Annotated in this window: 17 protein-coding genes; 10 read left to right on the forward strand and 7 right to left on the reverse strand. The window is 71.0% G+C overall.

Annotated features, from left to right (window positions below):
• Window positions 1–34: 34 nt before the first annotated feature.
• Window positions 35–553 carry a cupin domain-containing protein gene (locus ACIRL2_RS18945; protein ID WP_402233444.1) on the reverse strand — a complete coding sequence of 173 codons (519 nt, stop codon included), beginning with the start codon at window positions 551–553 and terminating at the stop codon, window positions 35–37.
• Window positions 554–1138: 585 nt separating this feature from the next.
• Between ACIRL2_RS18945 and ACIRL2_RS18950 the strand changes: the two genes are divergently transcribed.
• From ACIRL2_RS18950 to ACIRL2_RS18960, 3 genes are all read left to right on the forward strand, one after another.
• The gene (locus ACIRL2_RS18950) at window positions 1139–2893 is read left to right on the forward strand and encodes a type IV secretory system conjugative DNA transfer family protein (RefSeq protein ID WP_402233446.1); all 1755 of its coding nucleotides are present in this window, start codon (window positions 1139–1141) and stop codon (window positions 2891–2893) included.
• An 87-nt stretch (window positions 2894–2980) separates the two neighbouring features.
• Entirely contained in the window at window positions 2981–3526 is a 546-nt protein-coding gene (locus tag ACIRL2_RS18955; RefSeq protein ID WP_402233449.1) for a tetratricopeptide repeat protein, read from the forward strand.
• Between the two features lie 286 nt (window positions 3527–3812).
• A complete protein-coding gene (locus tag ACIRL2_RS18960; protein WP_402233452.1) occupies window positions 3813–5315 on the forward strand; it encodes a glycoside hydrolase family 6 protein in 1503 nt (500 codons plus the stop codon).
• A 127-nt stretch (window positions 5316–5442) separates the two neighbouring features.
• Here ACIRL2_RS18960 and ACIRL2_RS18965 read toward each other — a convergent pair whose 3' ends face one another.
• Window positions 5443–6348, reverse strand: a complete 906-nt coding sequence (locus tag ACIRL2_RS18965; RefSeq protein WP_402233455.1) for a LysR family transcriptional regulator — start codon at window positions 6346–6348, stop codon at window positions 5443–5445.
• 107 nt (window positions 6349–6455) lie between these two features.
• On the opposite strand from ACIRL2_RS18965, the gene ACIRL2_RS18970 reads away from it, so the two are divergent.
• The 4 genes from ACIRL2_RS18970 (at window position 6456) to ACIRL2_RS18985 (ending at window position 10960) form a co-directional block, all read left to right on the forward strand.
• A complete protein-coding gene (locus ACIRL2_RS18970) occupies window positions 6456–7310 on the forward strand; it encodes an alpha/beta fold hydrolase (RefSeq protein ID WP_402233458.1) in 855 nt (284 codons plus the stop codon).
• Complete coding sequence (locus ACIRL2_RS18975; protein ID WP_395860271.1) at window positions 7307–8119, forward strand: LLM class flavin-dependent oxidoreductase; 813 nt, start codon at window positions 7307–7309, stop codon at window positions 8117–8119. The genes ACIRL2_RS18970 and ACIRL2_RS18975 overlap by 4 nt, the downstream gene beginning before the upstream one ends.
• Before the next feature lie 13 nt (window positions 8120–8132).
• Window positions 8133–8903: a class I SAM-dependent methyltransferase gene (locus ACIRL2_RS18980; protein ID WP_395860273.1), complete on the forward strand. Its 771-nt coding sequence runs from the start codon at window positions 8133–8135 to the stop codon at window positions 8901–8903.
• A 347-nt stretch (window positions 8904–9250) separates the two neighbouring features.
• Window positions 9251–10960 carry a hypothetical protein gene (locus ACIRL2_RS18985; RefSeq protein WP_402233460.1) on the forward strand — a complete coding sequence of 570 codons (1710 nt, stop codon included), beginning with the start codon at window positions 9251–9253 and terminating at the stop codon, window positions 10958–10960.
• Between the two features lie 56 nt (window positions 10961–11016).
• Here ACIRL2_RS18985 and ACIRL2_RS18990 read toward each other — a convergent pair whose 3' ends face one another.
• Complete coding sequence (locus ACIRL2_RS18990) at window positions 11017–11505, reverse strand: isochorismatase family protein (protein ID WP_402233463.1); 489 nt, start codon at window positions 11503–11505, stop codon at window positions 11017–11019.
• A gap of 360 nt (window positions 11506–11865) precedes the next feature.
• Here ACIRL2_RS18990 and ACIRL2_RS18995 point away from each other — a divergent pair, with 360 nt between their 5' ends.
• Window positions 11866–12261: a hypothetical protein gene (locus ACIRL2_RS18995; RefSeq protein ID WP_402233466.1), complete on the forward strand. Its 396-nt coding sequence runs from the start codon at window positions 11866–11868 to the stop codon at window positions 12259–12261.
• Between the two features lie 316 nt (window positions 12262–12577).
• Here ACIRL2_RS18995 and ACIRL2_RS19000 read toward each other — a convergent pair whose 3' ends face one another.
• Complete coding sequence (locus ACIRL2_RS19000) at window positions 12578–12844, reverse strand: GlsB/YeaQ/YmgE family stress response membrane protein (protein ID WP_395860279.1); 267 nt, start codon at window positions 12842–12844, stop codon at window positions 12578–12580.
• Window positions 12845–13233: 389 nt separating this feature from the next.
• Between ACIRL2_RS19000 and ACIRL2_RS19005 the strand changes: the two genes are divergently transcribed.
• Together ACIRL2_RS19005 and ACIRL2_RS19010 are read left to right on the forward strand one after the other, a co-directional pair.
• On the forward strand, window positions 13234–14709 hold the full coding sequence (locus tag ACIRL2_RS19005; RefSeq protein ID WP_395860281.1) for a PP2C family protein-serine/threonine phosphatase: 1476 nt from the start codon (window positions 13234–13236) through the stop codon (window positions 14707–14709).
• A 130-nt stretch (window positions 14710–14839) separates the two neighbouring features.
• Window positions 14840–15724: a MurR/RpiR family transcriptional regulator gene (locus ACIRL2_RS19010; protein ID WP_395860283.1), complete on the forward strand. Its 885-nt coding sequence runs from the start codon at window positions 14840–14842 to the stop codon at window positions 15722–15724.
• 44 nt (window positions 15725–15768) lie between these two features.
• Here ACIRL2_RS19010 and ACIRL2_RS19015 read toward each other — a convergent pair whose 3' ends face one another.
• The 3 genes from ACIRL2_RS19015 to ACIRL2_RS19025 form a co-directional block, all read right to left on the reverse strand.
• A complete protein-coding gene (locus ACIRL2_RS19015; protein ID WP_402233469.1) occupies window positions 15769–17034 on the reverse strand; it encodes a pyridoxal phosphate-dependent aminotransferase in 1266 nt (421 codons plus the stop codon).
• Window positions 17035–17701: 667 nt separating this feature from the next.
• Window positions 17702–18115, reverse strand: coding sequence for an ATP-binding protein (locus tag ACIRL2_RS19020; RefSeq protein WP_402233783.1), 414 nt, complete (start codon window positions 18113–18115; stop codon window positions 17702–17704).
• Window positions 18116–18269: 154 nt separating this feature from the next.
• Window positions 18270–20828 (reverse strand): SpoIIE family protein phosphatase, encoded by a 2559-nt coding sequence (locus tag ACIRL2_RS19025; protein ID WP_402233471.1) that lies wholly within the window; start codon window positions 20826–20828, stop codon window positions 18270–18272.
• Between the last annotated feature and the right edge of the window lie 15 nt (window positions 20829–20843).

Consider the following 20843-nt stretch of genomic DNA (forward strand, 5'->3'; position numbering starts at 1 on the left):
GCTGACGGACCCCGGGACCCGAAGTCCGGCCGGGTCATCCGCCGGGTGGCGGGGTGAGGTGGTAGCGGGCGATGACGTCCGGCAGCCAATCCGGGTGGCCGAACTCGAGGCCGTACGCGGCGCCGAGTGCGGCGAAGTCCTCCGGGGCGGGCGGGCCGTCGGCGATCAGGTCCGCGATTTCGCGGAAGAAGTGCTCGAAGCCGGCCGGGCTGATCACCTCGATCATGCGGGCCGGGGTGGAGCCGGCGTTCCACATCGTGTGCATTTCGCCGCGCGGCTTGGTGATGTAGCCGCCCGCGCCGAGGACGGTTTCGCGCTCACCCGAGCGGAAGCCGATCTCGCCCTCGGTGACGATGGAGTACTCGTCCTCGCGAGTGTGCAGGTGCGGGGGCACGAGCGCGCCGACGGGGAACGGGTGCTCGACGATCGAGACACTTCCGCCGGTGTCCCGGCCCCAGAGTTTGAAGGCGACGCCGATGCTGCCGAGGTCGCCAGCGGCGCCTTCGCCGGGCCGGACGATGGTCAGGTGAGGTGCCGGAGTCGTGCCGCTCATGGCTGCGGCCTCCTTGGGAGATTTACCGATGGAAAGGTGTTCCTCCAATATTCGAGTCTGCTCCTTTTGCGTCGTGTTCGCAGGACCGGCTCACGCGGCGGGTGCTGCCACGCCGGACGACCGGGCCGATCGCGGACCCCGCGGAGCGGCCGTGGGCGGCCCGGTGGACCTGTACGGGTGTCATCGCTCCCCGCGCGGACGCTCGCGCTCATCCATCCGCCGGCGGTCGCGGTGTGAGGAGCACTGCCTGACCGAAAACTCGGTCACCGATCCGGTGCGTGACACATCGGCGATGTCCCGGCGATCCCAAGGGTGTTCATCTACGGGACGGAATCCGGCGTGCGGAGTTCGCCCGTCGGCGGGCATCGCGGTGCCGCGCGTTCACCTGGTGCCGGCACGGTCGATGCAGCCAAGCGTCGAGATCCGGTCAGCCGATCACGACCCACCGTTGGGGCCGCCTTGTCCACGGGTTGCCCGGACATGCGAAAGGGCTTTACGCGTGTGGGGTTTGCCTCCGTCGACGGTTACCCAGCGAGCTTCCTCCTCGACGAGGCAGCCCTCCGAGCCGCCGGCGGTGGGTAACCGATGAGCTCCCTGCAGAAGCGCAGAGGGCCCAACGTCGAACTCGAAGCGCTGGTCTTCCTGTTCGGCATCATCGCCGTGGTGGTCCTGCACGGGATGATGTGGCTCGCGGCTTCCTGGGGTGGCGGACCGACGGAACAGCCCGGGTCCAACCCGCTGGTGCTGGGCGTGCGGCTGATGATCGGCGACTACCGGTGGCCGGGTACCGCGGCGACCGTCCTGCTCTGCCTACAGGTCGCCGCGCTGTTGATCGTCGCGGTGGTCGGTTGGCGGGTGTTCGCCAGGTTTCGGGGCGAGCGCGAACGCATCGACCGCGCCGATCGCCATCTGGCCACGTCCAGGGAACTGCACGCGTCCACGACCGCGGGCGTGACCCGTACCGCGACGAAACTCGGGGTGCCGCAGGGCACGACACCGGGCGTGTTCATCGGCCGGGCCATTCGCGGCGACCAGGAGCTCTGGGGTTCCTGGGAGGACATGCACGTCGACATCTGGGGTCCTCGTACCGGCAAGACGGCGACCCGGGCCATTCCCAACATCGTCGCGGCGCCGGGGGCGGTGGTGGTGACGTCGAACAAGCGTGACGTGGTGGATGCCACCCGGGCCATCCGCGAGGACAAGGGCACCGTCTACATCTTCGATCCGCAGAACCAGGCCGGCGGCAAGCCGGTGTTCTGGTGGAACCCGCTGACCTACGTCGGCGACAGCATCGTCAGCGCGGTCAAGCTCGCCGGCAGGTTCGTGTCCGTCAATCGCCAGAGCCACGCCCGAAGCGACGCGTACTTCGAGCCCGCGGCCCAGGATCTGTTCGCCAACCTGCTCCTTGCGGCGTCGATCGACAAGCGTCCGATCACGCAGGTCTACGTATGGCTGACCCGTCCCACCGACGACACCCCCGTACGCATCCTGCGCGACGCGGGGCACCGGATGCCGGCCGAGTCGGTCGAGTCGGTGATCGGTCAGCCGGACCGGCAGCGCGCGGGTGTCTACGGCACGGCGATCCAGATGGCCTCGTTTCTGGTGGCGGACAACATCAACGAGTGGGTCACTCCGGGAAGCGACCCCTCACGGCCCGAATTCGACCACAAGGCGTTCGTGCGCTCTCCCTCGGACACGCTCTATCTGCTGTCCGAGGAGACGAACAAGATCGCGGCTCCGCTGGTGATGGCGTTGACCACGATCCTGGCCGAGGAGGCGGACAAGTACTCCCGAGTCCTGCCCAACGGACGGCTGCCCACTCCGGCGCTGTTCGTCCTGGACGAGGCCGCGAACGTGTGTCCCTGGAAGGCGCTTCCGGACAAGTTCACACACTTCGGCTCGCGCGGCGTGATCGTCATGGTGATCCTCCAGTCCTGGGCTCAGGGCGTCTCGGTATGGGGCGAGAACGGCATGTCGAAATTGTGGGGCGCGGCGAACGTCCGCGTGTACGGCGGTGGCGTCTCGGACATCTCGTTTCTGGAGAAACTCGCCAAATCCGGCGGCAGCTTCGAGCCGCGAACCACCAGCACCAGCCACAAGTTCGGCGACCACCGGGGCATCAGCCGGTCCTCCCGGTCGGAGGCGGTACTCGACGCCGCGGACCTGATGTCGATGCCCCGCGGCCGGGCCTTCGTCCAGATCAGCGGTTCACGCCCGACCCTGGTTCGCACGGTACCGTGGTGGGAGACGGAGTATGCCGACCGGATCCGGGAATCGATCGCCACCCACGACCCCTCCCACGCCCTCCCCGCCGGAGTCGGCATGGCGAAGTCGAGGTGAATCCCCGCACCGCGCGCGTCCGAGGCGCCCTGCGCGCGCCCATCTCCTCGTGGGCCGCACTCGTCCTGTGGAAAGATCGTCCACATCATGACTTCCCATCCGCTGGACGATGACAGGCAGGACTGGCAGCGACGCATGGAGGCGCTGTGGGCCGACCTCGACGCGCATGAGGGCGACGACTTCGTGGCGGCCGTGGGCGCGCTGGTCGCGGAGCGGCCGGAGGACGACGCCGTCGCCGCGTACTGGATGGGGTCGGCATACGACTCGACCGGGTACGAGGCGCAGGCCGCGCCGCACTACCGCCGCGCGTTCGCCGCCGGACTGCCGGACGAGCTGCGTCGACCCGCCACCATCCAGTTCGCCAGTACGTTGCGCAATCTCGGCGAGTCGGCCGAGAGCATCGCGCTGCTCACCGCCGAAGCGGCCGCCGCGACCGACGAACTCGACGACGCGATCGCGGCGTTCCTCGCCCTGTCACTGGTCGACGCGGGCCGCGAGCGCGAGGCCGTCTCGCTCGCCCTCGGCGCGCTCGCGCCACACCTGACCCGCTACAACCGCTCGCTGAGCAACTACGCGCGGGCCCTCGTCGAGGACCGATCCGACGACCCGATCGAGAACGAGAGATCCTCCTAGCGCGTCTGCCACGCGTCATCCGTGCTCGGCGTATTCGGCGTGTCCCACGTCTACCGCGTGTTCCGCGTGTTCCGTATCGCGGCAACGCGCGTGCGCCTCGGGCCCGTTGCGAGCGGTCCGGCCACCGGCTCCCGCTCACACGATTCCGCGCGGGTTCGTCTCTTCGCGTTCGGTGGATAGCGGTGCCGTGGGCCCGGCCCTAACATGCGCGGCAAGCCAACCGTTCGCTCGGGCTCACGGAGGACACATGCAGGGTCGGCGTGCAGCGCTCGCAACGATGGTGGCGGTGACCTGTGTTGTGGGCCTGCCGGGCGTCGGGCAGGCCACACCCGCGGCCGGCGGCAGGGATCTCGTCACCAACGGGGCCTTCGAGCCGAATCCCGCCTATTGGTGGACCACCGGTGCGACCACGGCCAAGACCGTGGACGGGCGGGCGCGGGTCACGGTTCCCGATCACACCCGCGCGCCCTGGGATTCGATGCTCGGGCAGGGTGGTCTGCATCTGACCAACCTCGCCGTGTACACGCTTTCCTTCGACGCCTCGGCGACCACATCCGCCAAGGTTCGGGTCACCGTCCAGTCGCATCTCCCGCCCTACAAGACCGTCTTGGATCGCACCGTCACGTTCGCCGAGAAGACCGGCAGGCACACGCTGCGCTTCCTGGCCATGCCCGGCATCGACGCGACCCAGATCACCTTCCAACTCGGGGGCCGTGCCAAGGGGTTCCAGGCGACCCTGGACAACGTGTCGCTGGTGCCCACCGGTTCGCAGGCCCCCGGCGTGCCCGCGAAACCCTCGGCCTCCTCCCGCCCCGGCACGAAGCCTGTCGGTACCCCCAGCGCTCGACCGTCCTCCGCTTCCCCACCGGCCGGCACGTCGACGTCCTCGCCCACCGCCAAGGTCCCCCCGGCGAGTTCGGGCGAGAAGTTCTACACCGACCCGACGAACAACGCGGCGGCGTGGGTACGAGAGCACGGGTCCGACCCGCGTGCGGCGAAGATTCGCACCTCGATCGCCACGCAGGCCGGCGCCCGCTGGTTCGGCGCCTGGAGCGGAGACATCGGCAAGGCGGTGCGTACCTACGTCGACGCCGCCACCGCCACCCGGAGCACGCCGATCCTGGTGCCTTACAACATCCCGGATCGGGACTGCGGCGGCGCGTCCGGCGGCGGCGCCGCCGGTCCGGATGCCTACCGCCGTTGGATCTCCGACTTCGCGGGCGCGGTCGGCGATCGCTCGGCGATCGTGGTCATCGAGCCCGACGCCGTTGCCAACGTCGACTGCATGTCGGCTCAGGGAAAGGATGCTCGCTTCGCCCTGTTGCGCTACGCCACCGAGCAGTTCAAGGCCAAGGCGCCCAACGCCAAGGTCTACCTCGACGGCGGCAACGCGGGTTGGATCGCGCCCACCACCATGGCCTCGCGGCTGGCCCAGGCCGGAGTGGCCAATGTGCGCGGATTCGCGGTCAACGTCTCGAACTACAAGACCACCGCGGACTCGGCCGGTTACGCCGAGAAGGTCCGCGCCGCACTGCCGAACGGCGGGGCACAAACCGCCAAGTACCTCATCGACACCAGTCGCAACGGCAACGGCGGCGCCGACGGCGCGTGGTGCAACCCGGCCGGCAGCAAGCTCGGCAAGCCGTCCCGAGCGGGCACCGGCGGTGCCGAGTACGAGCTGTGGATCAAGGTGCCGGGTGACTCCGACGGCCCGTGCGGTATCGCTCCGGGCGTCGCGGCCGGAACCTTCGACCCGAACCTGGCCACCCGCCTGATCGACGGCACCTGACCGCGCCGGCCGGGCCCGCATCCGCGTCGGGTCGGGTCGGCCGGAGGCACGGCGGGGCGCGTCGTCGGTGCGATCGACGCCCCCGCCGGCGCCGGGGTCGAGCAGCCCGACCGCACGTTGTGAGGCTTCACTCGGTGGTCGGTGGCGGCGCGAGGTCGGTGGCGACTTCCACGGCGATCTCGATGGCCCTGGTGGCGAGTGGTGAGTGGGTCCGTCCGATCCGACAGTGCAGGTAGATCTCGCGTGGCGGCAGGGAAGGCCGCAGTTCGTGGATGCGGAGCCTGTCGTCGGAGGCGATGTCGGCACCGCGGATGGCCAGCCAGGGAAGTACCGCCGACCCCATGCCGGCGCGCACCATCGACAGCAGGGTGTCGTTGACCGCGGTGCGGAACACGATCTGCGGACGGGCGCCGCTCCGGGCGATCGCCTGCTCCATTCGGGGCTGGTCGCAGGTGAGCGGCCAGGCCAGCAGCGGTGCGCCGTCGAGCAGCGCCGGCGGGACCGGACCGTCGGGGAAGGTGCCGGCGCGCGCCACCAACAGGTACGGATCGTCGAGCAGCTTGAGGTGCTCGACGTCGCCGTCGATGCGGCCGTCGTAGAACAGCAGGTCGAGGTCACCGAGCCGCGGCTGGTCGGGCTCGTCTTCGGACAACCGGATGTCGCAACCGGGGTACTCGTCTCGCAGCCGGCGTACGACCGACGGCAGGATCACGTTGGACACGCTCTGGAACGTGCCGATGTCGATGCGGCCTTCCCCGGCCTTGAATCGGTCCACGGCGTCGGCCAATGCCTCGGACTTCGCCAGCAGTTCGCGACCGTGGTCGAGGACCACGGAGCCGAGTGGGGTGAGCCGCACGGGCTTGGGCCCGCCCGGCCGGTCGAACACCAGGCCGCCGACGGCCCGTTCCAATGCGGCGATCTGCTGGCTCACCGTCGACTGGGTGTACCCGAGGCGGGTGGCGGCCCGGCCGAACGAGCCCTCCTCGGCGACGGCGGCCAACGCCGCCAGGTGGCGCAGCTCGACATCGGTCATGTGTTCCAACATAGTGCCGCACCGGCGATGACCATTGCGACAAGCGATTGAACCGATCGGAAATCATCGCTTTTCGCGATCGAGTCACGGGCTCTAACGTTCCGGACATGAGCCCTCAGCAATCACACGGGGAGCAACTCCTCGAAATCAACGGCGCCGAGTTGTGTGTCGAGACCTTCGGAGACCACACGGCCCCGGCCGTCGTGCTGGTCGCCGGGTCGTCGGCCTCGATGTTGTGGTGGGATACCGATCTGTGCGAACGGATCGCCGCCCGGGACCGGTTCGTGGTCCGGTACGACCATCGGGACACCGGCCGGTCGACCGCCTACCCGCCGGGACGGCCCGCGTACTCGTTCACCGACCTGGCACTGGACGTGCTCGGACTCCTGGACGCCTTGCGCATCGAACGCGCCCATGTGGTCTGTCAATCGATGTTCGGCGGGATCGCACTCATCCTCGGTGTGGACCATCCCGATCGGCTCGCGTCGCTGACGTTCCTCTCGTGCTCGACCGGAGCCGACGACCTGCCGCCGCCGTCGAGCGACCTGGCCATGCCGCCCGAGCCGGATTCCTCCGATGCCGCCGCGCTCGTCGAGTACGTGGTCGCCGCCGCGCGGGCGTACGCCGGTGGTTCGCCGTACTTCGACGAGGACGCCATTCGAGCATTGGTCGAACACGATGTGGCGCGCGCCAAGAGCTACGCGTCGACTCTGGTCAACCACTACGCCATCGAGCTCGACGGGCCGACCCGAGGCGGCTTCGGCGACATCGCGGTGCCGACGCTCGTGGTCCACGGCGACCGGGACCCGCTCCTGCCGCTCGCGCACGGCGAGGCGCTGCGGGAGGCGATCCCCGGTGCCGAGTTGCTGGCCCTGAAGGGGGCCGGACACGACCTGCCGCGGCCGGTGTGGGACACATTCGTGGCGGCCCTGGTGCGGCACACGACAGGAGACCGATCGTGAGCCGGCTGCGCTCGGCACTGTGGCTGCCGCTCTTCGACGACCTCGCCGACCCGCGGGTGGTGGCGGACCTGGCCGCCGACGCGGAGGAAGCCGGGTGGGACGGCTGCTTCGTGTGGGATCACCTGTGCTGGCGGGCGCCGGTACGCCGGGTCGCCGATCCGTGGATCGTGCTCGCGGCGATCGCGACCGCGACAGAGCGGCTGCGGCTGGGCCCGATGGTCTCGCCGCTTCCCCGTCGACGGCCGGCCAAGGTCGCGCGGGAGACGGCGACGCTGGATCGGCTGAGCGACGGCCGGCTCACTCTTGGTGTCGGACTCGGCGGCGACCGGTTCGGCGGCGAGCTGTCCAAGACCGGCGAGCAACTCGACGACCGGGTGCGCGGGCGCATGCTCGACGAGTCCCTGGCGATCCTGGGCGCCGCCTGGTCCGGCGAACCGGTGCGCCATCGCGGCGAGCACTACACCGTCGACGCCATCGCGTTCCGGCCGCGACCGGTCCAGCGGCCCGGCGTGCCGGTGTGGGCCGCCGCGTTCCCGGGCAGCCCCAAGCCGATCCGCCGGGCCGCCCGGCTCGACGGCTTCTTCCCGGTCGACCTCGAGCACCCGGACCAACTCGCCGAGGCCGTCGGCACCCTCACCGAACTGCGCCATGGTGAGATGGCCTCGTACGACATCGCCATCGCTGTGCCGCCCGATGTCGATCCCGAGCCGTACGTGCGGGCCGGCGCGACATGGTGGTTGCCGGAGCTGGACCCGGGCGTTCGGCTCGACACCGTGCGCGGCGTGCTCCGCGACGGCCCCGCGGTGTGAGGAGGCGATCACCATGTTCGACTACGACTCGGAACTCGCTCGGTACCAGGAACGGCTGTGGGACGCCCTCGACATCCATCCCGGCGATCGTGTCCTCGACATCGGCTGCGGCACCGGGCAGACCACTCGGCGCGCGGCCCGCGCCGCATCGCCGGGTACCGCGCTCGGCATCGACGTCTCGGACCGGATGACGGCGCGGGCTCGCGAACAGGCCGAGACGGAAGGGCTCGACAATGTCGGCTTCGTACAGGCCGACGCCCAGACCCATGCCTTCGCACCGGAGCAATTCACCGTGGGCATCAGCCGGTTCGGCACGATGTTCTTCGCCGACCCGCTCGCCGCGTTCGCCAACATCGGGCGAGCCCTGCGCCCGGGCGCGCCCTTCGTACAGCTGGTCTGGCAGGCCCGCGACCGCCAGGAGTGGGCCACCGCGATCCGGGCGGCGCTCGCGACCGGACACCCGGTGTCGACCTCGGCCGGCGAAGCCGACGCCGCCTTCGCACTGGCCGATCCGGACCTCGCGGCCGGCGTCCTGACCGCCGCCGGCTTCACCGCGGTGGACGTCGTCGACGTTCGCGAACCCGTCTACTACGGCCCGGACGCCGATCACGCGTGTGCGGCCGTGCTTCGCTTGCTGATGGCTCGGGACCCGCTCGCCGACCTGGACGCCGCGTCCGCGGAGCGCGCACTCGATCGGCTGCGCGCGACCCTGGACGCACACGACACCGGCGACGGCGTGTGGTTCGACTCCCGCGCCTGGCTGATCACCGCGCGCCGGCCCTGACACCCCCGCACGAGGCCGCACCGACCCGGCGGGGCACCCATCGGGATATGCCGGACCATTGCCCCGAATCAAATTCCGCCACTGTGCGTGGCAAAATATAACCAGGGTCACAGCGGTCGGCTTTGCGCTTTGCAAAGGCGGATCGATTGGGGTTACCGTGCGTGTCCAAAAGTCCGCAGTGGATGAGGATGCCGTGGACGGTGAAATCGGACGATCAAGGCGTTGACGCGATTTCCGGAAATACCGTGAGACTCCGTGGATCGCCCGTCGTCCTGTGTTTCGCCGCGACGGTTCTCATGAAATCGAGCCGCGCCGCACCGGTATCGGCCATGTACGACGGAGCAAATGTGCCCGCATTTCACCGGCAGGACGACCAGGCGCTGTTGCGCGAGCTGATGACCAGGAATCGCGCGCATCGGGCGTCCGAGGGCGTCGGGATCCCGTTCGCCAATGCGACGTTGGCCCGCCTGGTGACGGCGGAGGGCTCGCCGACGCACCTGCGCACGGTGGAGACGCTGCTGAAGGAGCGGGGCACGCTCGATCTGCCGGTGATCGAGGCCGGGAGCGTGCGGGTCGACGGAGAGGCGCGACGGGTCTCCATCGTCGCCGCGACGGACATCGCCGCCGACCCCACGGTGCGGCACGGCGAGATGTCGACGATGTTCTACCTGCGCGATCACGTGCAGGCCGCGAGCGCCATGATGGAGCTCTTCCTGAGCGCCCCGGACCGATACGCGACGGAAGGGGCCATCGGGCGCGAGCTGATCCACAGCGCGCTGCACCTGATCTCCACACCCGCGCAACTCGCCCGGTTCGCCGCCGTCGTGGAACGAGGGGACACCGGGCAGGAGGAATGGCCCCACATATCCCTGTGGTTCGACGACCTCGAGGCCGAAAAGCCGAACAGGTGGCGAAACAAGCAGGATTCGTTCCAGATGCTCGCGTTCCTCGTCCTGGACGCGCTGGATCGAGGGTTCATCGGCACCGGCGAACTGTTGCCGGCGCACAAGGAGTTCCTTCGCTTCGTCGTGCCGTTTCTCCGGGCGGTCGGTTTCCCGTGCTACGAAAGCTCGGGATCGTGGGAGGAGGTCGCCGCGCGACGCACCTCGGTGATGGCCGTCGAAACAGCCTTGCTCGACAGAATCAGGGGGCTCGCGGACCACGCGGAACTCGGTTTTCTGGCGGACGGCGAGGATTTCACCGCGACCGTCGGCACGATGGTGGACGCCGGTCTCCGGGAAATCGGCCGGCGGATCCCGTTCGAATCGCCGGACTACGACGCCGATTCGATCCGGCACCGCCGGGCGGACGCGTCGTTGGTCTACCTCCTGATGTACGGCCTGCCGGAACTGCTCGCCGAAGGCCGCGTCCCCATCGGCGATTCGGCCCGGCCCACGACCGCGCGCGAAGTGGAGACGGTGGTCCTCGACGCGCTGCGCTCCCTGGAGGACCCGGCCACCGGTGGCCTCATCCGCTATGCCGAGGACTCGTACCAGCGCGTCAACTTCCACACGCACGAGGTGCAGGCGACCGTCCATGCCATCAAGAACGAGATCAAGGCGGACGCGGAGGCCCGCGGGGGCGACATGGACCTCGACCGCAAGCAGGAGCTGCGCGGCCGCCTGACGCCGCGGGGGCGCGAGGCCGCCTGGACGCACCCACTCGGCCAACTGGCCGCGTGGGCCGCTCGCCGAAGTCTGCACACCCGGCGGACCGACCCCGAACAGGCCCAAAATTACCGCGAATTCGCGGTGCGCTACCTGAACCGCATGCTGGCCGGCGTCACCGGCGAGAATCAGTGGCACGCCGTGCTCCGCGAGGACGACGGCTACCACGTGCGGGAAGTGCCGCCCTACCGAGTCCCGGAATGCCATGTCACCTACCGTGACGAACAGGGCAACGAGCTGATCGTGCCCTCACCCCACACACCGCTGAACTGGAGCACGGCCATGCTGAGAACAGCCCTCGGCCTGCTCACCACGGAAGACCACGCGCCCGCCCTCGGCGATGCCTCCGCCGCTCCCTCGGCCAAGCCGGTGGAGGAAGGTGGCCGGTAGCGCGACCATGACCTGTGGCCGGTCTCCGGCGGCGGGTTCGGGCCGGGCGATGACGGTCAGGTGTAGGCCGCCGTGTCACGCACTTCGCCGAATCGGGGGAAGATCCGCTCCACGGTGAAGTCGTGCTCGTCCGCACTGAACCCGGACATCGCGTCGGCGACGAACTCCAATTCGTAGTCGTGGTCGCTCGCGGCCCGCGCGGTGGACTCGACCCCCATCGTGGTGACCAATCCGGCGAGCACCAGCGTGTCCACGCCCAGATCGCGCAACCGGTCGTGCAAGTCGGTGCCGTGGAACGCCCCGACGGTGCGCTTGACGACCAGGACATCGCCGGGCCGGACGAGATCGTCGGCGAAACCGCTGCCTGGCGGCTGCTCGGTGACGTTCGGCCTCTCCACGCGAACGGCCACCACCGGGCGGCCACTCGCCCTGAACGCCTCGGCCAACCGGCGGCAACGTGCCAGGACCTGCTCCCCGGAGTGCGGGGCGAGGGGCAGGGCGATGATGCGTGGCATCAGATCGATGAGGAGCAGCGCGGAGGTCACGGAGACGATGGTAGGCCAGGGCCGGAAGCACCCCTCCATGACGTCGGGCGCGCTTGCTCGCCGCGCGAATCGGCCGGCGGTACCCGCGGTCGGTTCCCGAGGATGTGCGAGCGGCACCGAGCGTGCGGACCGTCCGTTTCGCATCGCCGGATCGGCGTCTTTCGTTCCGGTGCCGGCCCAACCTGAGTCTGCGCAAGTCTCGTAGGTCGACCGCCGGACGACGGCCGTCCCGGTCACGCGCCGAGCACCGTGACCGTGCGCCGCACGCCGGCTCGTCCGGTTGTGGATGGCCCGACCCGTGCGCGGCATGAGTCGGATCCGGACCGGACGGGATGACGGCAGCCGCACTTGTTCGGCGGCTTGTTCGTGTCGCTCGCCGCGCTGGTCGCGGGCGGGCTCCTGGCCTCCGCGCCGACCCCGGTCCGCGTGTCGACGTTCCTCGCGGTGATCCTCGGCTCCGTCTACGTCCGTCGATTCGGCCGACGCGGCCACGGGTTGGGCGTGTTCGGCTTCATGACGTTCTTCCTCACCCCATTCCTCGGGACCGCGGCCGGCCCATGCCCGCCACTGTTCGCCGTCACGCCGGCCGCGTTCGCGATCGCCGCGCTCGTGCGCGTGGCCGTGCTCCCGACACCCGGCCCGGCGACGCGCACACGGGCGCTTCGCGCGTGGGACCGGCTCCTGGCGGCGACGGTACGACAGACCGCGACGGTCTCGCGTACGCCCCGCCCACGCGCCACGCCGAACCCGCCCTGAACCGAAGCCTGGGCCGGCTACGCGCCTGTACCCGTCTCGTCGAGGCCCTGCCCGCCCGGGCGGCGACCGACACCGAGACGACCCGCCGCCGCATCCTCGCCGCCGAGTCCGCCGCGCACCGGCTCGCCGTCATCGGCCTGCGCGCGGCCCACGCCGCCCCGCCGCGACGTGCTCCGACCGACCAGCTCACGGACCGGGACCGGCTGGTCACCACACGGCCGCCGTCGATGGTCCGGACGGGTCCGATCGCACGAGAACGGCGTCCGTGCCCCGCGTGGGATTCGGGTACGGACGCCGTCCTCGTGAACGCCGGCGGTCAGCGCCGGGTGCGGACGAAGATGATGCGGTACAGGATCAGCAGGATCAGCGATCCGCCGATCGCCGCACCCCAGGTCTTGAGATCGAAGAAGTGCTTCTCGAAGGGCCGGTCGAACACCTCGGCGGCGATCCACCCGCCCAGGGCCGCGCCGGCGACTCCGATCAGGATCGTGATCAGGCACCCGCCGGGATCGCGTCCCGGGAGCAGGAGCTTGGCGATGACTCCCGCGATGAGGCCGAGAATGATCCACGCGAAGATGCCCACGGTGTCCTGCCCTTCGAAGACGGCGGCGAAGCGGTGCCACTCAGGCCAAGGCGGCACGGTGAATCGTCGAGCCGGCCAGGGGACGAACCGCCGACCCGACGCGGGTCGCCACGCCTGTGTTCCGCGAACGGGGGCGGGCGCGCAGGCCGCGCGCGTACCCACCGTCCAACCAACGCGCTACTGCCCCGTTCGGCGAACGGTATGCCGGCGGGTCCGCGCGTGTGGGATCCCACGGGAGCGGGCCCGGGCCGCGGACCAGGCCGGCCGCCGTGCGAGCGGCCCGCGTCGGACGCGGCCACCGGGTCCGCCACGGCACATGTGGCCGCTGTTCCGCGCGCGTACGGTGGAAGCGAACGGGCTCGGGGCTTCACCAACGAAGGGTGGTGGCCATGGGCGCGTCCACGAGCCATCGAGCCGACGGCAACATGGACGGCGGGACGAACGACCGGGCCCGCCGACAGCCGCGGGCAGGGACGACGCGCCACCGTATTCCCCCGGACGCCGTTCCGGACCTCGATCCGACCGATGGTTCCGCCGCGCGTTCCACCGCCGCACCCGGGACCGGCCCGGCCGACGTCCCGGGCCTCGCGGACGATGGCGGCTCGGGAGCCGGCGAGGACGCCGCGGCACCCGTCCGTGCCGGCCGAGTGAACCGGCACGTGGATTTCCACGCGGTGTACGAGGCGCTGCCGGCCGGGGTGGCACTGCTGACGCCGGAGCTGGTCTATGTGGAGGCGAACCCCGCGTACCTGCTCCTGGCCGGGCGCCGACGCGAGGAGCTCATCGGCCGGTACATCTTCGACGCGTTCCCCGACAATCCCCACGACCGGTCGGCGACCGGCACGCGCAACCTCGCCGCGTCGCTGCGCCGGGTGGCGACCACCGGACAGCGCGACGCGATGGCCATACAGCGGTACGACACGCAGCCGCCCGGCGAGCCCGGCGTGTGGGACGAGCGGTACTGGAGCATTCTCAACGTCCCGGTCCTCGACTCCGGCGGCCGGGTGCAGTGGGTGCTGCACCGGGTCGAGGAGGTCACCGAACTCCTGCGCGCCAAGAGCGGGAGCCCCGCGAGCTTCATGGAGGCGGAGCTGTACAACCGGGCCCGGGAACTCCAGGAGGTCAACGAACGCCTGCGCGGGGCCTATGCCCGCGAACGTGAGGTGGCGCTCGTCCTGCAAAGCGCCATGCTGCCCGCGCCGTCGCCGCACGCCGGGCTCGCCGCCGCGGCGGTGCGGTACCGCCCCGCGCAGGGGGCGCTGAACGTGTGCGGCGACTGGTACGACCTGGTGGACCTGCCCCAGGGACGCACCGCCGTCGCGGTCGGCGACGTGGTCGGACACGGCCTGAAGGCCGCGGCCGTCATGGGTCAGCTCCGCAGCGCTCTCACCGCGACCCTGCGCATCGCCGACGGGCCCGCCCACGCTCTGGAGGCGCTCGGGCTGCACGCGCGCTCGGTGCCCGGCGCGGAGTCCGCTACCGCGGTGGCGGTGATCGTCGACCCGACGCGCCGCAGTCTCCTCTACAGCAGCGCGGGGCACCTCCCTCCCGCACTGCTCGGCCCCGACGGCGCGGTCACCTTCCTCGACCGGGCCACCGACCCGCCGCTCGGCGCCCACCCCGAACACCTCCCGCGCCCCCAGGCGGCGATCGGGTACCCCACCGGAGCGATCCTGGTCCTGTACACCGACGGCCTGGTCGAACGCCGCAGCGAGGACATCGACGCGTCCCTCGCCCGTCTCGCCCACGCCCTCGCGCGCCACCGCACCCTCGCCCCCGAATCCCTGGCCGACGCGCTCCTCGCCGACCTCCTCCCGCCCGACGGCGCCACCGACGACACCGCCCTGATGATCCTGCCGCTGTAGCAACCGCCGCCGTTACGGCAACGCGCCCGGCGCCGGCGAGCATCACGCCCGTCGGCGCGAGCCGCGCAGGGCCGAACCGCAGCGGGGTGCTCCGTTTCGCCCGGCGCGCGGGCGCGGGAGAATCCCGGGCATGGCCGATATCGCGAACACCCCGCCGGGCACCTATGACGATCTCGTGCTCGTCCTGCGCGAACGGGAGGCGGGGCTGACCAGGTCGCAGCGGTTGCTCGCGGATCGTGTCATGGCGGACCCCGAGGGGGTGGCGTTCATGACGGTGTCCGATCTGGCGTCGGCGGTGGGGGTCAACGAGGCGACGGTCGTGCGCTTCGCCACGAGTCTGGGGCTGAGGGGATATCCCGGGCTGACCGAACTGTGTCGGGAACGTCTGCGCGAACAGGCCCAGCTTCTGCGTCGTTACGACAACCTCGAGCGTCTCGCCGAGGGCGGGGATCTGCTGGATCGCGTCGCCGCGTTCGACACGGCCAACATCGCCCGCACGTTCGCACGGGTGGATCCCGAGACCTGGCGGGGAGCGGTGCGCGCACTGGCCGAAGCGCCCCGTGTGCACGTGATGGGGCTGCGCAAGTGCCACGGTCCGGCGTACCTGCTCGCGTATCTGCTGCGGATGATGCACGACGACGTGGAGACCGTCGACCTGGGAGCGGGCACGCTCATCGACAGCCTGCGTCGGGTACGCGCGGGCGATTGTTTCGTGGCCATCTCGATCCACCGCTACAGCGCCGAGATCGTCCGGGCCGCCGCGTGGGCGCGCACACGCGGGGCGCGGAGCGTGGCGCTGACCGACAACCCCGCGTCCCCGCTGGCGGCTTCCGGAGAGTACGTCCTATACGTCGATGCAGCGGGGCCGTCGGTATTGCGGTCGATGACCGCCTTCACGTCGCTGATCCAGGCACTCGCCGCGGGCGTCGCCGAACTCCGGGGTCCGCAGGCACGCGCCATCCTGTTGGAGGAGGAGGGGCTGCTCCGGGAGTTCGACGTGTACGGCGGGCGGTAGGGGCGGGTGGGCCGCGCGCGATCCACGGGCCGCCTCGTCCGTGGTCATCGCGGGCTCGCGGAGGGCGTGGCGAGCCCGGTGAGAGCGTCGCGCAGATGTTCCATCGACGCGGCGACCCAGGGCAGGGCCAGCGGATCGTCGCTGTGCAGGGTCTGCCATCGCTCCGCGTCGGTGTCGCCGTAGAGCAGGCTCGTCGCGACCCGGAACCGCAGCGCGCCGGCGCGGTCGCCGAACGCCTCCCCGGTCAGTACGCCGACGCCGTGTCGCTCCAGGAGCGCTCTCGACACGGCGGCTCCGTCGTGGATGCCTTGCGCCGCGAGGTTCCGGCGCAGCGGCTCGAGGTCCGGATACAGGTAGAACCCGGCCTCCGGGGGCCTGCACAGGGCCCCTACGGCGGTGAACCGGGTGTGCACGGCGCGGGCGACGACACTGTGGAGGGCACGGGCGGCCCGGACATGGGCGAGGATCTCCGGCGGGTCGCCCAGGATGTGGGTCGCGACGGCCTGCATCGGCGCGGCCAGTCCGGACCAGATCTCGCTGGCCACTCCGATCAGGTCCGCGCGCAGGCGGTCTCCCCACTCCCCGTCGGGCACTCGGGCGAAGCCGATCCGCCAACCGCCCAGCGCCATCGACTTGCTCAGACCCGAGGTGACCACGGTCCGTTCCGGCAGGTGTCGCGCCGCTCGCGGTGCCTCCCGGTCCGCGTGGCACAGTTCGGCGTAGATCTCGTCGGAGACCACGGCGAGCCCGAATCGCTCGGCGATCGCGCAGACGTCGCGGACGTGCTCGGCACGGGCCACCGTCCCGGTCGGGTTGTCCGGCACGGTCAGGATCAGGATGCCGGGGTCGGCGCCGTCGGCCCGGGCGTCCCTGAGGGCCTGTTCCAGCAGCGCGGGGTCGGGTACGCCGCCGGCCTCATCCGGAATGGGCACACCGATCACCCGCTTGCCCGCCAGGGCGGCCTGCGCCGCGTAGGTCACCCATGCCGGGCACGGAAGTACCACGTCCCCGGGGATGGCCTTGAGCAACGCGTACAACAGTGCCTTGCTTCCGGGCGCGAACAGGATTCGGTCGGCGTCGGTCGGCAGACCACGCCGCGAGAACCACCCCGCGGCGGCCTCCCGGGCCTCGACCGAACCGGCGACCGGCCCGTAGCCGTTACGACAGGCGGCACCGGTGAGCACCTCGGTGACGGCCGGCGGCACCGGCAACCCCGCTTCACCGAAGCCCAGATGCAGGACCTTCTCACCCGCGGCCCGACGGGCCCGCAGCCGTTCGTCGATGGCGAGGGTCGCCGAATGATTCGTCATGGGCCATCACTTCCCCGAGATCGGAACCTTTCTGCAACAAGCGTTGCATCCAACCAAAGAATGCAAAAGAGGGTGCATACACTCGATCCCGTACAGCCGGCCCGATCCGGACGCCCCCAGGGCCGTGAAGGCGTGGGCGGGCCCAAGTCCCGGTCGCGGGCCGGCCGTTCGTCGCGACCTCGTTGCCTCGCGAAGTGTGTGCGCGGGCAACGGATGACGGCTGCGGGATCGCCGGAGGTTGCGTGTATCGTCGCCGCCGTGCTCGGCCGTCAGGTTCGAACGGCCTTTGCGGGATCGCCGATTACGGCTGGTCCCGGCCGTGGACAGCGTGCCCTCCGAGTGTGGGCCACACGCGAGTCCGCCGAAGAGGTCACGAAGACGGGGGAAGAGTTTTGCGCGCAGTCATCGCTGCGACCGTCGCTCTCGCGGGGTCGTTTGTTGTGATCGGTTGTTCGAGTGACGACGGTGGTGGGGGTCGTCGAAGCACACCGTCGTGTACGGAAGGCGAGAGCGACTCGTTCGTCCGCACGAAGCCGGCGTAGGACCCGCGCTACCGACGATGGCCCGTGGCCGGGACGCTGCCCACGCGTCCCGGCCCGGGAACCCGGCACCGGCGACGAAGACTTCGGCATCGTTGCGATCGGGCCCCAATCCGGCGGCGCGAGTGTCAGCCTGCCGCGTGAGGGTCGTGCCCCGGCGGATAAAAGCAGGCGATCACCGCCTTGCCGTGCGGGACGGGGTGGGTCTCCCACTCGTCGGCGACCGCGTCGACGATGGCCAGACCGCGCCCCGACGTCGCCGGCGTGTCGCCCTCCCCGCGTACGACGGGCAGGCCCGGGCCCGTGTCACTGACGTAGACGTTCAGGCATCGGTTGTCCCAGGCCAGGACCAGATGGGCGGTGCTGTGCGCGTGAACGTGGGCATTGGTGATCAGTTCCGAGACGGTGAGCAGGACGTCGTCCACCGTCTCGGGTGCGTCTTTCGTCCAGGCCAGGGACTCGAGGTGGTCCCGGGTCCAGCGTCGTCCCGCCTCGATGCCCCCGGAGACGGGGAAGGATCGCGCCCACCCCACGGCACGCATGCCCGCCATGTCGTTCCCTCCTCTTCACGGCCGACGGTCACGGCCGACGGCCGCCGGAGGGCGTCTGCCCCGGACGGTCCGACCCACGCCTGCCGTGCCGCCATGACCCCTCCGGGTGAGAACACCACCGCGCCGTGGAGCCGATTCCCTCCCGTCAGGTGATCTGGATTCCCACCACGCAGGTGTCGTCGTCGGTGTCGGCTCGGCTGTGCGTGAGGAGCCGGTCGAGCCGGTCGTCCAGGGTCGGCGCGGGTGCGCAGGCGGTGATCAGGAGCTGATCCAGGGACGTTTCGAGGGAGTGGTCACGGCGTTCGATCAGGCCGTCCGTGAAGAGCAACAACGCGTCGTCGAGTTCGAAGCGGATCTCCCCCTCGACGTACGTGGCCTCGGCGAAGGCGCCCAGGAGGGGCCCGGTGAGCAGGGGCAGGTAGTGCGCGGTGTCGTCGCGAATGCACACGGGAGGCAGGTGACCGGCGCGGGCCCAGCGCATGATGCGGGTGCTCGGGTCGTACAGCGCGCAGATCGCGGTCGCGGTGACGTCGTTGGTGAGGTGGTGGGTGACGGTGTTGAGCCAGGTGAGGAGTTGGGCGGGGCCGGCACCGGTGATCGCCAGGCCCCGCAGTGCGTTGCGTAGCACGATCATGCTGGTGGCGGCGTCGATACCGTGGCCGGCCACGTCACCGACGCACAGCAGGATCCGATCGGACGGCAGGACCAGCGTGTCGTACCAGTCCCCGCCGACGGCGGTGTCGGATTCGGCCGGCCGGTAGCGGACGGCGACGCGCAGGCCGTCGACGTTCGGCGGGGCGTGCGTGGGCGGCATGATGGCGTGTTGCAACTGGCGGGCGAGGCGGTTGCGTTCGCCGGATTCCTGCTCGCTGTGCGCGAGGCGGTCGCGGGTCGCCGCGAGGGCCACCTCGGTCCAGTGCTGGGCGGAGACGTCCTGATAGGCGCCGCGGATCGCCAACAGCCGCCCGTCCGTGCCCAGGACGGGCTCGGCGACGATGCGAATGCGTCGGGTGACCCCGTCGGAGCGTTCCATGCGGAAGGAGACCGTGGCGTGCCGGCGGCGGTCCACCAGGGTGCGCAGGAAGCGGGTGAGCGCGGCGGCGTCGTCGGGGTGCGCGTGCTCGGACAGGTCCGTCAGGGCGACCGGTGGTGCCGTGGGAGGGAGACCGTGGAGGGCGAACAGCGACTCGTTCCAGGTGATCACGCCGGTGGTGAGATCCTCCTCGAAGCCGCCGATGCGGCCCAGGCGCTGGGCGTGTTGGAGCAGGCGCGCGAGTCGGGCGGACTCGCGTTCGATGCGCCAGACGAGCAGGATGGCGTTCGCGTGGCGGCTGACGGCGACGTCGGCGATCGCGTCGAGGCGGACCTGGTCCACGAGGGCGGTGAGGGTGAGGCTTTCGGCCCGGTAGGACTCGCCTGTGGCGTAGACGCGTTCGACGATGTCGTACAGGCCTCCGGCGGTGGCGGCGAGGGGGTATGCCTCGAGGAGGAGTGCGCCGTCGATCAGGTTGGCGGGGCGTCCCGCGGGGTCGAGGAAGCGGCCGTTGAGGTGCCGGACGCGGAAGTCGACCAGTTGTCCGTCCTGGTCGAGCCAGGGCACGAGGACCAGTGCGGGGTCGTGGAGGCAGTTCGCGATCTCGACGAGATCGACGGTGGCGGCGTGCGCCGTATCGGTGTCCCCGGGGGCGAGGTGTGCCTCGAGGGTGTGCGCGCACAGTTCGGCCAGGGCCTCGATCTGGCGTCGCACGCGCGCGGGTTGCTCGGGCAGGGGGTGCGGCCAGCAGATCTCCAGGATGCCGTGGACCCGGCCGCCGGTGCCGGCCGGCGCGGCCGAGCGGGCGCCGGTGAGGTGGTGTTGGCCGATGGAGGGGATCTGCGCCTGGGACAGCGCGGGGGTCCACGTCCAGGCGAGATCGGCCAGGGCTTGGCGGGCGATGGTCACCACTCCGGGCGGAACGTGCCTCCAGCGGGCCGCCTCGTGGTCGGTGAAGCCGGCGCTGCCGGCGAGGGTGAGGGAGGAGTCGGGCGCGACGGCCCAGACCGCGACGGCGGTCGCCCCCAGCGGCGCGAGGGCGTGTTCGAGGAGGGACTGGGCGACGGCCTGTGTGTCGCCGGCGGCACACGCGCCGCTTTCCGCGGTACGCAGCCGCACGCTCACGGGTCCGGCGTCGCGGGGCGCCCCCGGTGGCGGAGTGGCGGTCTCGGTGACGAAGTCGCAGGCGGCTTCGGTGAGGCGGTCGGCCGCGGTGCGGTCGACGATGTCGGCGGCGAGTTCCAACCGGGTCACGCCGGACTGCTCGGCCAGGGTGGCGAGTTGCCGGGCCGCTTCGGTGGGGCCGCAGCGCAGGCGTTCGATCAGGATGCCTTTGGCCATCTCGATCAGGGCGCGGCCGTCGGCTGCGGCGTGCGCGGCCTGGATTTCGCGCCTCAGGCGTTCCACGGTCGCCGCGAGTCGGCCCACCGCGGACGCGGTGTCGAGTGGGGTCCGCGGGGTCGACTCCGGCGCCCGGGCCGCGGCCTCGTGGTCGGCGCCGTTCGCGCGGGGGGCGAGGTCGGACGGTGCGCTGCCGGGGGCGCGGGCGCGACCCCCTTCCCGGAACGGGGCCGCGGCGGGTTCGCCGACGTCCGCACGGGCGTCCGCGGCCGTCCCGGGGGCCTCCGCGTCGTGCGCCGCCGGCTCGCGAGGGGGCGGGATGTTGCTCATCGAGGTGTTCGCTCC

Origin of the sequence: Embleya sp. NPDC127516, assembly GCF_044765325.1 — a bacterium.
In the GTDB taxonomy this organism is placed as follows: Bacteria; Actinomycetota; Actinomycetes; order Streptomycetales; family Streptomycetaceae; genus Embleya.